Here is a 13,128-nt window from a genome sequence, read left to right as displayed (position 1 = left end):
AATCAGAACAATTTTTTTGACCAGCCGAGTTTTGAGCTTAATGTATTGAAATAACTGTAATCTTTTGGATGGATAAGGTTCAGGTGATAATCGCAGCGGCGAATGAGGACATCTTCTCCTTCTTGAATGGGAAGCGCAATCTGGCTGTCGCAGCTGATCTCCAGGTCGCTGCGGCGATGTGAAAAACGCAGGCGGATGGTGCTGTCGCCGTTTATCACCAGCGGACGCGCCGAGAGCGTATGCGGGAACATCGGCACCAGGGTGATCGCATCCAGCGATGGCGTCAGGATTGGGCCTCCGGCTGAAAGCGAATAGGCAGTTGACCCCGTCGGGGTTGAAATAATCAGCCCGTCAGACCGCTGCGAGAAAGCGAAGATTTCGTCGATATAGACTTCGAACTCGATCATGTGCGCCACTTTACCAGGGTGGAGAACCACCTCGTTAATAGCGGTGCTGATGCGCTTCTGGCAATCCTGCTGGCAGACCTGGGCTTCAAGTAAAAACCGTTTTTCACTGATATAGTGACCTTCCAGCACGTCCGCCAGCTGCTGTTGCGCATTGTCCGGGTCGAGGTCGGTCAGGAAACCAAGATTGCCACGGTTAATACCAATAACCTTAATATCATAGCGAGCCAGCGTTCGCGCCGCGCCCAGCATATTGCCGTCGCCGCCGACCACCACGGCGAGATCCGCCTGCTGGCCAATTTCCGCCAGCGTGCCGGTTCTGACGCTTTTAAGCTGCAACTCCTGGGCGATCTGCTGCTCGACCATCACTTCATAGCCTTTACCACACAGCCAGCGATACAACATTTCATGTGTCGTCAATGCGGTAGGGTGACGCGGATGGCCGACGATCCCAATACACCTGAAATGATTATTCATTTTCTGGAGGTCCTTGTGCCTGATGAATGATGACAATCTGCCTTGTTCCCTTGAATCCAGGAAACTGATCCCCATAATAAGCGAAGTTAGCGAGATGAATGCAGAAAAACGCGGAGAAATTCATGAGTAGTAAAGAACAGAAAACGCCTGAGGGGCAAGCCCCTGAAGAAATTATCACGGAACAGCACGATGAAGTTGAGGCAGTAGAGCCAGACACGTCTGCTGAGCAGGTGGACCCGCGCGATGAAAAAATTGCCAATCTGGAAGCTCAGTTGGTAGAAGCGCAGAATCGCGAACGCGATGGCGTACTGCGTATCAAAGCGGAAATGGAAAACCTGCGCCGTCGTACCGAGCTGGACGTTGAAAAGGCGCACAAATTTGCGCTGGAGAAATTCGTCAACGAACTGCTTCCGGTGATCGACAGCCTGGATCGCGCGCTGGAAGTGGCGGATAAAGCTAATCCGGATAACGCGGCGATGATTGAAGGCATCGAGCTGACGCTGAAATCCATGCTGGATGTGGTGCGTAAGTTCGGTGTTGAAGTGATTGCCGATACGGATGTACCGCTGGATCCAAACGTTCACCAGGCCATTGCGATGGTGGAATCCGAAGACGTTGCCGCGGGTAACGTGCTGGGCGTGATGCAGAAAGGGTATACCCTGAACGGTCGTACTATTCGCGCTGCGATGGTGACCGTGGCGAAAGCGAAAGCGTAATTTGCCGACCCGTAGTGCCGGGTGGCGGCTTCGCCTTACCCGGCCTACAACATTACTCGGCGATACTTTCGCGTAAAGGTTTAACGGGCAGGACCTTCACCTGCTTAATCATGTTGTCCTGAACGTCCAGAATATCAATATCATACTGCTCAATGCGCACGCGCGTGCCTGCCGCCGGGATCTCTTCCAGCGCTTCCAGGATCATTCCGTTCATCGTCCGCGCTTCGTCTTCCGGCAAATGCCAGTTAAACGCTTTATTGATTTCACGAATGTTGGCGCTGCCGTCGATAAGCACTGACCCGTCGTTTTGCGGGGTGACTTCTTCTGCAAGGGAAGGCGACATTGACGTGGTAAAGTCCCCGACAATCTCTTCCAGAATATCTTCGACCGTCACCAGTCCCTGTATGTCGCCGTATTCATCCACCACCAGACCGACTTTCTTCTTGTTTCGCTGGAACTTCACCAGCTGCGTGCTCAGCGGGGTGCCTTCCGGCACGTAGTAAATTTCGTCGGCGGCGCGCAGCATCACCTCTTTGGTGAACTCGTTTTTCTCAGTCATCAGACGATAGGCCTCGCGCACACGCAGCATGCTGATGGCATCGTCGAGAGAATCGCGATAGAGGACGATACGCCCGTGCGGGGAGTGCGTCAGCTGGCGGACAATGGCCTTCCAGTCATCGTTAATATCAATCCCGACGATTTCATTGCGCGGCACCATAATGTCGTCAACGCTGACCTTTTCCAGATCCAGCACCGACAGGAGCATGTCCTGATTGCGACGGGAGATCTGCGAGCGGGATTCGTTCACGATGGTACGCAGTTCGTCTTTGCTGAGCGCGCTACTGATGGTGACGTCTGCCTTTATACCAACCATGCGCATCAGCACCCGTGTCACCATATTCAGCAGCCAGACCAGCGGCATCATCAGAATAAGCAGCGGTGCTAACAGGAAGCTGCTCGGGTAGGCGACTTTTTCCGGGTAAAGCGCCGCGATGGTTTTGGGCAGCACTTCCGCAAACACCAGTACCACAAACGTGAGCACACCTGTGGCAATCGCCACGCCTGCATTGCCGTACAGACGCATCCCGACGATAGTGCCCAGTGCAGAGGCGAGAATATTGACCAGGTTGTTACCGATAAGCACCAGGCTAATCAGACGGTCCGGCTTACGCAGAAGCTTTTCGACACGACGCGCGGCACGGTTACCCTGCTTGGCGCGATGACGTAACCGGTAGCGGTTCAGCGTCATCATGCCGGTTTCAGAGCCAGAGAAATAAGCGGAGATGACCACCATGATGACCAGAATGACGATCAGCGTGGTGGTAGAGATGTGTTCCAGGGGGAACTCCTTTTGTTACTTAGCCAGCAAATTGCTGTATGAAGCGGCTACCAAAATAGGCAAGCGTGAGAATGCCCGCACCCGCAACGTTGAACCAGACCACGCGACGTCCGCGCCAGCCTTCATGATAATGGCCCCATAACAGGACAATATAGACAAACCACGCGATGATGGAGAGGACCGCTTTATCGATATTCTCCACGCTGAACAGGTTCTTCATATAAAACAAGCCCGTGCACAGCGTCAGCGTCAGCAAAACCACGCCGACCTGGGTGATGTGGAACATCTTACGCTCAATCACCATCAGCGGCGGCATTTCATGGTTAAACGCCAGCTTTTTATTTTTCAGCTGGTAGTCGATCCAGGCGAGCTGCATGGCGTAAAGGGCGGCGATGATCAGCGTCGCGTAGGAGAACAGCGACAAGCCGATATGCACCAGCATCCCCGGCGTGGCTTCCAGATGGGTAATAAACTCATTGGGCATGAACGTGGCTAACGCCAGGTTGATCAGCGCAAAGGCGTAGACTATCGGCAGCAGCAGCCAGCCACGATTTTTAGACGCGACAATGGTCATGACCGTACAGATCATCAGGCTGACCAGCGAGCCGACGTTCAGCACGCTCAGATTTTGCACGCTGCCGTCGCCGGGAATGATGCGTGATTCCAGCGCAAACGCATGGCTAATCAGTGCGATCACTGCCGAAAGAATAGCCATGCGCCGCCAGCCGCTGTTTTTTTGCAGCAGGCCAGGAATGATCAGCGCGAGGCTGACAGAGTAGGCAACAAGGGCGATCGGTGCGAAAACAGGCATATAGGCGTCGACAGTTGTCTTAATAAGAAAGAGAAGCAGTATAACGTTACGTGACGCCTGCTCCAACCGTTGCATAACAACAAAGGCGCCTTCATGTTATACTCCGGCAAAATTCTGTGTATGTGTCGCCCAGGCGACCTAACGTTTCTACCCCAGGCGAGAGACAATGTTTGATAATTTAACCGATCGTTTGTCGCGCACGCTGCGCAACATCAGCGGCCGTGGACGCCTCACCGAAGAGAACATCAAGGAAACGCTGCGCGAAGTGCGCATGGCGCTGCTGGAAGCAGACGTTGCGTTGCCGGTCGTGCGTGATTTTATCAACCGCGTGAAAGAGAAAGCGGTTGGTCATGAAGTTAACAAGAGCCTGACTCCGGGTCAGGAGTTCGTCAAAATCGTCCGTAACGAGCTGGTTTCGGCGATGGGCGAAGAGAATCAGGTGCTTAACCTGGCGGCTCAGCCACCGGCCGTCGTGCTGATGGCGGGTCTGCAAGGTGCGGGTAAAACCACCAGCGTCGGTAAGCTGGGGAAATTCCTGCGCGAAAAGCACAAGAAAAAAGTGCTGGTGGTTTCGGCGGACGTGTATCGCCCGGCGGCGATCAAACAGCTGGAAACGCTGGCCGAGCAGGTTGGCGTAGACTTCTTCCCGTCCGACGTGGCGCAGAAGCCTGTTGACATCGTTAACGCGGCGCTGAAAGAGGCGAAGCTGAAATTCTACGACGTGCTGCTGGTGGATACCGCCGGTCGACTGCACGTTGACGAAGCGATGATGGACGAAATCAAGCAGGTTCATGCTTCTATCAATCCGGTAGAGACCCTGTTTGTTGTCGACGCCATGACCGGTCAGGATGCGGCAAACACCGCAAAAGCGTTTAACGAAGCCCTGCCGTTAACCGGCGTGGTGCTGACCAAAGTCGACGGCGACGCTCGCGGCGGTGCGGCGCTGTCTATACGTCATATCACTGGTAAGCCAATTAAGTTCCTCGGCGTGGGCGAGAAAACCGAAGCGCTGGAGCCGTTCCACCCGGATCGTATTGCCTCCCGTATCCTCGGCATGGGCGACGTGCTGTCGCTGATCGAAGATATCGAAAGCAAGGTTGACCGCGCGCAGGCTGAAAAACTCGCCAGCAAGCTGAAAAAAGGTGACGGTTTCGATCTGACCGACTTCCTTGAGCAACTGCGTCAGATGAAAAACATGGGCGGTATGGCAAGCCTGATGGGTAAACTGCCGGGTATGGGGCAGATCCCGGACAACGTCAAATCCCAGATGGATGACAAAGTGCTGGTGCGTATGGAGGCAATCATCAACTCGATGACGCTGAAAGAGCGCGCGAAGCCAGAAATCATCAAAGGTTCCCGCAAGCGCCGTATCGCAGCCGGTTGCGGCATGCAGGTCCAGGACGTTAACCGCCTTCTGAAACAGTTCGACGACATGCAGCGCATGATGAAGAAAATGAAGAAAGGCGGCATGGCGAAGATGATGCGCGGCATGAAAGGCATGATGCCGCCCGGTTTTCCTGGGCGATAATCGCTTTTGAGATTGCTTTTTGCCCGAAAATGAGTAAAATTTTCGGGCTTTTAATATGACACCCGGGCTCCGTTCCTCGATGGGGCCCGGTTGTTTTATTCACACAAGAGGATGTTATGGTAACTATTCGTTTAGCACGTCACGGCGCTAAAAAGCGTCCGTTCTACCAGGTTGTTGTGACTGACAGCCGTAATGCACGCAACGGTCGCTTCATTGAGCGCGTTGGTTTCTTCAACCCACTGGCCTCTGGCGCAGAAGAAGAAACTCGTCTGGATCTGGATCGTATCGCTCACTGGGTTGGCCAGGGCGCTACTGTTTCCGATCGCGTTGCTACGCTGATCAAAGCAGCAAACAAAGCAGCTTAATCTGTCACGGTGGTCATGATGAGCAATAAAGCACCTGTTGAACCGATCGTATTGGGAAAAATGGGTTCTTGCTACGGTATCCGTGGTTGGCTCAGAGTGTTTTCCTCCACTGAAGACGCTGATAGCATTTTTGATTACCAGCCCTGGTTTATCCAGAAAGCCGGTAAGTGGGAAGAGGTCGAGCTGGAAAGCTGGCGTCACCACAATCAGGACATCATCATCAAGCTGAAAGGCATTGACGATCGAGATGCCGCGAATGCGCTGACTAATTGTGAAATTGTCGTGGATTCGTCGCAGTTGCCGCAACTGGAAGAGGGTGACTACTACTGGAAAGACCTTATGGGTTGCCAGGTAGTGACCACTGAAGGCTACAGCCTGGGGAAAGTCATCGACATGATGGAAACCGGGTCAAATGACGTTCTCGTCATTAAGGCAAACCTGAAAGATGCATTTGGCATCAAGGAGCGGTTGGTCCCGTTCCTCGATGGACAGGTTATCAAGAAAGTCGATCTCACTACTCAAACCATTGAAGTAGATTGGGATCCTGGTTTTTAAATTCTCCGGATAAACGGTAAAAGACGGCGCTATGTGGATTGGCATAATTAGCCTGTTTCCTGAAATGTTCCGCGCGATTACCGATTACGGGGTAACTGGCCGGGCAGTAAAGAATGGCCTGCTGAGCATCCAGAGCTGGAGTCCTCGTGACTTCACGCATGACCGGCACCGTACCGTGGACGATCGTCCTTACGGCGGCGGACCGGGGATGTTGATGATGGTGCAACCCTTACGGGACGCCATTCACACAGCAAAAGCCGCGGCAGGTGAAGGCGCGAAGGTGATTTATCTGTCACCTCAGGGACGCAAGCTTGATCAAGCGGGCGTGAGCGAACTGGCGACGAATCAAAAGCTGATTCTGGTCTGTGGTCGCTACGAAGGGATAGATGAGCGCGTAATTCAAACCGAGATTGACGAAGAATGGTCTATCGGCGATTACGTTCTCAGCGGTGGTGAGCTACCAGCAATGACGTTGATTGACTCCGTCGCCCGGTTTATTCCGGGGGTTCTGGGCCATGAAGCTTCGGCAACGGAAGATTCCTTTGCCGATGGATTGCTGGACTGTCCACACTATACTCGTCCTGAAGTGTTAGAAGGGATGGAAGTCCCGGCAGTGTTACTGTCTGGAAACCATGCCGAGATACGTCGCTGGCGTTTGAAGCAGTCGCTGGGCCGGACCTGGCTTAGAAGACCTGAACTTCTGGAAAACCTGGCTCTGACTGAAGAGCAAGCAAAGTTGCTGGCCGAGTTCAAAACCGAACACGCGCACCAGCAGCATGAACATGATGGGAAAGCGTAATACGCTCCCGAATATCAGTTTACCCAGGATAAGAGATTAAATTATGAGCAACATTATTAAGCAACTTGAACAAGAGCAGATGAAGCAGGACGTACCTTCCTTCCGTCCAGGTGACACCGTGGAAGTGAAAGTATGGGTTGTTGAAGGTTCCAAAAAACGTCTGCAGGCATTCGAGGGCGTGGTTATCGCTATTCGTAACCGCGGTCTGCACTCTGCATTCACTGTTCGTAAAATTTCCAACGGCGAAGGCGTTGAGCGTGTCTTCCAGACTCACTCTCCGGTAGTTGACAGCATTGCTGTTAAACGTCGTGGTGCTGTACGTAAAGCTAAACTGTACTACCTGCGTGAGCGTACTGGTAAGTCTGCTCGTATTAAAGAGCGTCTGAACTAAGATTCGCTTAAGCGACATCCTGTCAGAAAGGGCTGGCCGAAAGGCTGGCCCTTTTTTTATCTCATCGCAACTCTCGCGTTAACCCTTCCGTCATAAATCATTTACAATGTTCGCCTCTTGGGGGGAGGGTAAGTGGATAACGTACTGCATCAGCATAGCTGGAAACGCGCAGCGGCATTGACCGCGCTGTTTGCGATCCTGCTGATCGTCGTGGCGCCGCTGATCTCCGTCTCGCTGCAAAAAGATCCCATGAGCGCCATGCCGGGCATGCACCATGACATGAGCATGATGTCGATGGACGAGCATCATGGGGATATGCCGCATTCCATGCCAGTTGACCATGCGGAAGCCTGCGGCTACTGCGTGCTGTTAGCGCATGTGCCGGGCGTGATGCTGGCGCTTATCGTTCTGCTCAGCGTGGTGTTGCAGCGGTTGCGCATGAAGCCGCCTCGTCAGGCGGTCAGCCACTGGCACTTTTTCCCCTGGCTTTACCCCGATACCCGCGCGCCGCCGCGTCGGTCTGCTTTCTCCCTTTAAAACAAAATCACTCACTTTTTGCCTTAAAAAGGAAAAGTATGACTACCTGCACTCCGCGCGCGGCATGGGGAAACCTGCTGCGTCGCCTCCATTTCTATATCGGGCTGTTTGTTGGTCCGTTTATTTTCTTCGCAGCGCTGACCGGTACGCTGTATGTCGCCACGCCGCAGCTTGAAAATGCGCTGTACCATCATGCACTCCACACGGATGCCGTGGGTGAGGCGCAGCCTCTTGCTGCACAAATTGCCGCGGCCGAAAAGGCCGTAGAATCAGATCTGCGTCTGCATGCCGTTCGTCCGGGGCTGGAAGAGGGCGAAACGACCCGCGTGATGTTTGCCGACCCGGCGCTGGGTCCCTCCGAGCATCGGGCTATTTTTATTGATCCCGCCAGCCTTGAGGTTCGAGGGGATATGACCGTATACGGCACCAGCGGGATTTTACCGCTGCGTCAGACTATCGATTATCTGCATACCTCGCTGATGCTGGGCAACCTCGGGCGCCTCTATAGCGAGTTAGCCGCCTCGTGGATGTGGGTTGCTGCCCTGGGCGGGATCGCGCTGTGGTTCTATACCCGACCGAAGCGCCGTATTAACAATCGTTTCCAGAATCGTCGTCGCCTGCATGTGATCTTAGGCTGGACGTTACTGGCGGGAATGCTGCTGTTCTCAGTCACCGGGTTAACCTGGTCACAATGGGCCGGTGGCAACGTCGATAAGCTGCGTGCAGAGATGAACTGGCTGACGCCGCAGGTAAACACCACCCTTTCCGGTGCGCCGGAAATGATGGATGAACACGCCGAACATCGTGGTCATCACGGCGGAATGTCGATGCCTGAAATGCCTGTTGAACTGTCGCTTTTTGACAGCGTATTGCAGGCCGCCCGCCAGTCAGGAATTGATGCGAAAAAGGTTGAGATCCGTCCGGCAAGCAGGGTCGACCAGGCCTGGACGGTGACGGAAATCGATCGCCGCTGGCCGACGCAGGTTGATGCCGTTGCCGTGGACCCCCACTCTCTGAAGGTGCTGGACAGGACTCGCTTTGGGGATTTCCCGCTGATGGCTAAACTCACCCGCTGGGGCGTGGATTTCCATATGGGGATCCTGTTTGGTCTGGCAAATCAGCTGCTGCTCATCGCGTTTGGCGTTGCGCTGTGCGTGCTGATTATCTGGGGATACCGGATGTGGTGGATGCGTCGTCCTGCGACGTCAGCCGCGAACCCGGTACAGACGCTCTGTCAAAGCTGGCTGGCATTGCCGCTGTGGGGAAGAGGAGTGACGTTCATGATAAGCCTCCTGCTGGGGCTGGCGTTGCCGGTAATGGGCGTCAGTCTGGCGGTATTTATCGTGATTGACTGGCTGCGCTGGCGAGCGGCTTCAGGCGTGTCGCTCGCCGGCACATCCGCTAAATAGCCTTAAGGCGTGCTGATAACTACCGCAACACGGCGGTTTTCAGCGCGCCCTTGCGCAGTACGGTTGCTGCTGAGAGGGTATTTTTTGCCTAAACCCCGCGTAGTGAGGTTGCTGCGCGGGATGTTCGCGCCCTTCGCCCAGGCATCCGCTACAACATTGGCACGTTTTAACGAAAGCGCTTCGTTGTAGCTCTCTTCGCCATAGTTATCCGTATGGCCGTCCATCCGGGCGTGATTCAGACCGGTTGCCGCCAGACGTGAGGCCATAGTCTGGATCTGCGTTTCACTTTCCGGACGCAGTCTGGCGTCATTTTTATCAAACAGGATCTTATCCGACAGGCCCAGGGACCAGTCGCCATTCAGTTCGTTAAAGCCGTAGGACTTCATGGCCGCGATTTGCTCTGGTGTGAATTTACCCTCCGTCGTCTGGCACCCGGACATAACCAGAGATGCCAGTAACAACGGCGCGAAGTATCGCTTCAACATATCGTCTTCCTTTCAGGGTGTTGTTTTCGAACGCTGGTTTTTGACCAGGTACATATTGCGATCGGCTTGCTCCAGTAATGCCTCGACGGAGGCATTTTCCCACGCCAGAGCAAAGCCAATGCTGAGTGACATTGATGCTGTGTGTCCGTTATGCAGATCAAACGGACGGATAAATTGCTGCGACAGCGCAGCGCAAATATATTCGACCTCACGCGCGGTGTGGACGCCATAAAGGATCATGGCAAACTCGTCGCCGCCAAGACGGTAAGACTGATGACGTTTTTCGCCAAATTCGACCATCCTTTTTGCGGCTTCGATCAGTACGCAGTCGCCCGCGGCATGGCCCCAGGTGTCGTTAATAAACTTGAAGTTATCACCATCCAGGAAGAGCAGGGCAGAATTGGTCTTTGCCGAAGCGTCATTCATTAAGGCCGCAATGTTGTTGCGAAACGCGGCGCGGTTTGCAAGCCCCGTGAGCGGATCGTGCATGGCGGTACGCAACAGTTGAGCGTTTTTCGCCTGTAGCTTGAGCTGCCACTCTTCCATTTCATCCAGCAGGCTGTTGAAGTCTTCACCAAACTGGTGGAACTCTTCAATGCGGCCTTCCGTTACCCGGCGAGAGAAGTTGCGGTTGGTACGGACGTCATGCACAACGTCAGTGATGTTTTGCATTTCAACAACCATGCCATGATGTAGCAAGCGGGTGATGGTCAATGCGACGGCAGAGGCAAAAAGAATGCAGCCGGTGAGGACCGCAAATGAGAGCCAGATAAAGTGGCTAATCAGGCTGTCTCGTGCGGTCAGACGAATTTCGCCAATCACATTACCGTTATGTATGATGGGCTGTGCGACAGGAACAGGGAACAACCACCGGTTGACCAGCGCGCCCAGCGTGTCGGTATTATCCGCCGGGTTCCACGACCACCAGGCAAACCGTTTATGATGTGCATTAAGCACTTCCGCCACGGCAAATTGCCCCTGCTTGCCGAGGGTCGCCAGCGTTTCATTTGCCGCCACGGCATCGTTGAACACCAGAGAAGCCTCAAGGCTGTGGCTCATGGTGGCGCCGGTGAGTTCGAGGTTTTTTTGCGCGTATTGCTTTAATGTCACCACGGAAGCGAAACACAGCAGCAACCATATAAACGTCATCGTTATAATGACGCTTATCATGCTGATTCGCCGCAACGTTCTTTTAAACGTCGGACGCGGTGTTGGTGTGACTTCCTTATTCATGCTTCTTATTCCGTGCGAGCATTAATACATCCGGATTGACTCTTACGCCACTGCGCGTCAGCGCATCCAGATTTACGGAAAACCTGACCTTGTTGTGCTCTATTATCAGACAAAATGCGCTGCCAATAACGCATTCAGGATTTTGCTCTGACATTAATAGCAACGCCTGGCCCTGATATTGATTTATTATTTCCTGTTGTTTTGCCGGTGATTCGCTCCCGAAATAGAGGGCATCGCACCTTGCTGTGAGTGCTTCCCGATCGCTATGCACAATGACAGGACTATAGGGCAACGGGTTATTTACATCTTCACTGCTGAGCGCCTGTCTGTAACGGGAAGAGGCATAAATACAGAGCTTAGGCTGGCCGGAAAGTGCTGGCCATCGGGTGTAGCTTACAATACCAGAAACAATCGAACGTACCGATTTATCCGTTTCCGTGAGCGAGCCTGCCCTTGCAGGGTTCACCAAAATGAACAGCATTAGCGCCAGGGGGAGGTGAAGCAAAGCGATCAAGAATGTATTTCTCATCAGAATCCGCCAAACCGCCCCGGAAATAGATGCCCTTATGAATTTCCGGCAGAATACCATTCTTTCTCAAAGCCGTCATTATGTCAGAAATATCCCTGTCTTGACCTAAGCTAAATCTTACAGAGCACGATATTCAAAGTAATTTAGGCAGGCTCAATTAAGTCTGCTGGAATTCATACTTTTATTCATTTTTTGTTGCCAGGATTTATGTAGCCACGCAACTTTCCCTCAATTCACCCGAGGATAATTAAGCTAACGGCCAGCGCCGGGATAGCGTGCCTGGTGTGAGCGTAGACTGGCGTTAAAAGCGTATGTGTAATTTTATGTTTACGATTTTAACCTGTAATTTGGCATTAAAATGGCTGCTGTAAAATAATCTGTACGTATTTTGGATTGAAATCTTTACTTGATGTGTTATCGTTGTGTCACCTCTTCGAGGAAAACCACTATCGCAAACGAGTTTTACAGGATCGCAATCATGCAAAAAGACGCGCTGAACAACGTACATATCACTGACGAACAGGTGTTAATCACCCCGGATCAACTGAAGGCGGAATTCCCGCTGAGCGTCGCGCAGGAAGCTCAGATTGAGCACTCTCGCCAGACCATTTCTGACATTATCGCAGGCCGCGATCCGCGCCTGCTGGTGGTATGTGGTCCTTGCTCCATTCACGATCCTGAAACCGCCATTGAGTACGCTCGTCGATTTAAAGCATTAGCGGAGGAGGTCAGCGATAGCCTCTATCTGGTGATGCGCGTCTATTTTGAAAAGCCACGTACAACGGTTGGCTGGAAAGGGTTGATTAACGATCCGCACATGGATGGCTCGTTTGATGTGGAAGCGGGCCTGAAGATTGCGCGTCGCCTGCTTGTGGAGCTGGTCAGCATGGGGCTGCCGCTGGCAACCGAAGCGCTGGATCCGAACAGCCCGCAGTACCTCGGCGATCTGTTTAGCTGGTCTGCGATTGGGGCGCGCACCACCGAGTCACAAACCCACCGCGAGATGGCGTCTGGCCTGTCTATGCCGGTTGGTTTTAAAAACGGTACCGACGGCAGCCTGGCTACGGCGATTAACGCCATGCGCGCCGCCGCTATGCCCCATCGTTTTGTCGGGATCAACCAGGCGGGCCAGGTATGCCTGCTGCAAACGCAGGGCAATCCGGACGGGCATGTGATCCTGCGCGGTGGTAAAGCGCCAAACTACAGCCCGGCGGATGTCGCGCAGTGTGAAAAAGAGATGGAACAGGCGGGACTGCGTCCGGCGCTGATGGTAGATTGCAGTCATGGTAATTCGAATAAAGATTACCGTCGCCAGCCTGCGGTTGCAGAATCTGTGATTGCACAGATTAAAGATGGTAACCGTTCAATTATCGGCCTGATGATTGAAAGTAATATTCATGAAGGCAATCAGTCATCGGAACAGCCGCGTAGCGCGATGAAGCCCGGCGTCTCCGTCACGGATGCTTGCATCAGCTGGGAAACCACTGATGCGCTACTGCGTGAGATCCACAAAGATTTGAACGGCCAGCTGGCGACGCGTCTGGCATAAG

15 protein-coding genes are annotated in these 13,128 nt (G+C 53.5%); 9 read left to right on the top strand and 6 right to left on the bottom strand.

Annotated elements, in window-relative coordinates:
* Positions 1-2: 2 nt before the first annotated feature.
* Entirely contained in the window at positions 3-881 is an 879-nt protein-coding gene (gene nadK / locus L2Y28_RS16500; RefSeq protein WP_022649070.1) for an NAD(+) kinase, read from the bottom strand.
* A 122-nt stretch (positions 882-1,003) separates the two neighbouring features.
* On the opposite strand from nadK, the gene grpE reads away from it, so the two are divergent.
* On the top strand, positions 1,004-1,597 hold the full coding sequence (gene grpE, locus L2Y28_RS16495; protein WP_003863126.1) for a nucleotide exchange factor GrpE: 594 nt from the start codon (positions 1,004-1,006) through the stop codon (positions 1,595-1,597).
* A gap of 52 nt (positions 1,598-1,649) precedes the next feature.
* Here the strand turns inward: grpE and L2Y28_RS16490 are convergent, their stop codons facing one another.
* Positions 1,650-2,936: an HlyC/CorC family transporter gene (locus L2Y28_RS16490; protein ID WP_026094274.1), complete on the bottom strand. Its 1,287-nt coding sequence runs from the start codon at positions 2,934-2,936 to the stop codon at positions 1,650-1,652.
* 19 nt (positions 2,937-2,955) lie between these two features.
* On the bottom strand, positions 2,956-3,747 hold the full coding sequence (locus L2Y28_RS16485) for an inner membrane protein YpjD (RefSeq protein ID WP_032622392.1): 792 nt from the start codon (positions 3,745-3,747) through the stop codon (positions 2,956-2,958).
* A 166-nt stretch (positions 3,748-3,913) separates the two neighbouring features.
* Between L2Y28_RS16485 and ffh the strand changes: the two genes are divergently transcribed.
* The 7 genes from ffh to L2Y28_RS16450 all read left to right on the top strand — a co-directional run bounded on the left by ffh (position 3,914) and on the right by L2Y28_RS16450 (position 9,331).
* Positions 3,914-5,275, top strand: a complete 1,362-nt coding sequence (gene ffh, locus L2Y28_RS16480) for a signal recognition particle protein (protein ID WP_003863132.1) — start codon at positions 3,914-3,916, stop codon at positions 5,273-5,275.
* A gap of 116 nt (positions 5,276-5,391) precedes the next feature.
* The gene (gene rpsP, locus L2Y28_RS16475) at positions 5,392-5,640 is read left to right on the top strand and encodes a 30S ribosomal protein S16 (protein ID WP_022649067.1); all 249 of its coding nucleotides are present in this window, start codon (positions 5,392-5,394) and stop codon (positions 5,638-5,640) included.
* 15 nt (positions 5,641-5,655) lie between these two features.
* On the top strand, positions 5,656-6,195 hold the full coding sequence (gene rimM, locus L2Y28_RS16470; protein ID WP_003863136.1) for a ribosome maturation factor RimM: 540 nt from the start codon (positions 5,656-5,658) through the stop codon (positions 6,193-6,195).
* 31 nt (positions 6,196-6,226) lie between these two features.
* Positions 6,227-6,994, top strand: a complete 768-nt coding sequence (gene trmD, locus L2Y28_RS16465) for a tRNA (guanosine(37)-N1)-methyltransferase TrmD (RefSeq protein ID WP_003863138.1) — start codon at positions 6,227-6,229, stop codon at positions 6,992-6,994.
* A gap of 43 nt (positions 6,995-7,037) precedes the next feature.
* Complete coding sequence (gene rplS / locus L2Y28_RS16460) at positions 7,038-7,385, top strand: 50S ribosomal protein L19 (protein WP_002914145.1); 348 nt, start codon at positions 7,038-7,040, stop codon at positions 7,383-7,385.
* Positions 7,386-7,517: 132 nt separating this feature from the next.
* Positions 7,518-7,922, top strand: a complete 405-nt coding sequence (locus L2Y28_RS16455) for a DUF2946 domain-containing protein (RefSeq protein ID WP_022649065.1) — start codon at positions 7,518-7,520, stop codon at positions 7,920-7,922.
* Positions 7,923-7,960: 38 nt separating this feature from the next.
* On the top strand, positions 7,961-9,331 hold the full coding sequence (locus tag L2Y28_RS16450) for a PepSY domain-containing protein (RefSeq protein ID WP_022649064.1): 1,371 nt from the start codon (positions 7,961-7,963) through the stop codon (positions 9,329-9,331).
* Positions 9,332-9,333: 2 nt separating this feature from the next.
* Here the strand turns inward: L2Y28_RS16450 and L2Y28_RS16445 are convergent, their stop codons facing one another.
* Genes L2Y28_RS16445 through L2Y28_RS16435 form a run of 3 tightly spaced genes read right to left on the bottom strand, consistent with a single transcriptional unit; the run spans position 9,334 to position 11,578 of the window.
* Positions 9,334-9,816, bottom strand: coding sequence for an OmpA family protein (locus L2Y28_RS16445; RefSeq protein WP_022649063.1), 483 nt, complete (start codon positions 9,814-9,816; stop codon positions 9,334-9,336).
* A gap of 12 nt (positions 9,817-9,828) precedes the next feature.
* Positions 9,829-11,049 carry a diguanylate cyclase DgcN gene (gene dgcN / locus L2Y28_RS16440; protein ID WP_022649062.1) on the bottom strand — a complete coding sequence of 407 codons (1,221 nt, stop codon included), beginning with the start codon at positions 11,047-11,049 and terminating at the stop codon, positions 9,829-9,831.
* Positions 11,042-11,578 carry a YfiR family protein gene (locus tag L2Y28_RS16435; RefSeq protein WP_032622391.1) on the bottom strand — a complete coding sequence of 179 codons (537 nt, stop codon included), beginning with the start codon at positions 11,576-11,578 and terminating at the stop codon, positions 11,042-11,044. The genes dgcN and L2Y28_RS16435 overlap by 8 nt, the downstream gene beginning before the upstream one ends.
* Positions 11,579-12,056: 478 nt before the next feature.
* Between L2Y28_RS16435 and aroF the strand changes: the two genes are divergently transcribed.
* Complete coding sequence (gene aroF / locus L2Y28_RS16430; RefSeq protein WP_006811632.1) at positions 12,057-13,127, top strand: 3-deoxy-7-phosphoheptulonate synthase AroF; 1,071 nt, start codon at positions 12,057-12,059, stop codon at positions 13,125-13,127.
* Position 13,128: the final 1 nt, after the last annotated feature.

This window comes from Enterobacter sp. JH25, assembly GCF_021725435.1.
Taxonomy (GTDB): Bacteria; Pseudomonadota; Gammaproteobacteria; order Enterobacterales; family Enterobacteriaceae; genus Enterobacter; species Enterobacter intestinihominis.
Note: the sequence above shows the minus strand (reverse complement) of the source record. Positions and strands in the feature narration are given on the sequence as shown.

Excerpts from the sequence above, each read along its gene's own strand:
- nadK (WP_022649070.1), bottom strand. The coding sequence starts at position 881 with ATGAATAATCATTTCAGGTGTATTGGGATCGTCGGCCATCCGCGTCAC.
- grpE (WP_003863126.1), top strand. The coding sequence starts at position 1,004 with ATGAGTAGTAAAGAACAGAAAACGCCTGAGGGGCAAGCCCCTGAAGAA.
- L2Y28_RS16485 (WP_032622392.1), bottom strand. The coding sequence starts at position 3,747 with ATGCCTGTTTTCGCACCGATCGCCCTTGTTGCCTACTCTGTCAGCCTC.
- ffh (WP_003863132.1), top strand. The coding sequence starts at position 3,914 with ATGTTTGATAATTTAACCGATCGTTTGTCGCGCACGCTGCGCAACATC.
- rpsP (WP_022649067.1), top strand. The coding sequence starts at position 5,392 with ATGGTAACTATTCGTTTAGCACGTCACGGCGCTAAAAAGCGTCCGTTC.
- rimM (WP_003863136.1), top strand. The coding sequence starts at position 5,656 with ATGATGAGCAATAAAGCACCTGTTGAACCGATCGTATTGGGAAAAATG.
- trmD (WP_003863138.1), top strand. The coding sequence starts at position 6,227 with ATGTGGATTGGCATAATTAGCCTGTTTCCTGAAATGTTCCGCGCGATT.
- rplS (WP_002914145.1), top strand. The coding sequence starts at position 7,038 with ATGAGCAACATTATTAAGCAACTTGAACAAGAGCAGATGAAGCAGGAC.
- L2Y28_RS16450 (WP_022649064.1), top strand. The coding sequence starts at position 7,961 with ATGACTACCTGCACTCCGCGCGCGGCATGGGGAAACCTGCTGCGTCGC.
- L2Y28_RS16445 (WP_022649063.1), bottom strand. The coding sequence starts at position 9,816 with ATGTTGAAGCGATACTTCGCGCCGTTGTTACTGGCATCTCTGGTTATG.
- dgcN (WP_022649062.1), bottom strand. The coding sequence starts at position 11,049 with ATGAATAAGGAAGTCACACCAACACCGCGTCCGACGTTTAAAAGAACG.
- L2Y28_RS16435 (WP_032622391.1), bottom strand. The coding sequence starts at position 11,578 with ATGAGAAATACATTCTTGATCGCTTTGCTTCACCTCCCCCTGGCGCTA.
- aroF (WP_006811632.1), top strand. The coding sequence starts at position 12,057 with ATGCAAAAAGACGCGCTGAACAACGTACATATCACTGACGAACAGGTG.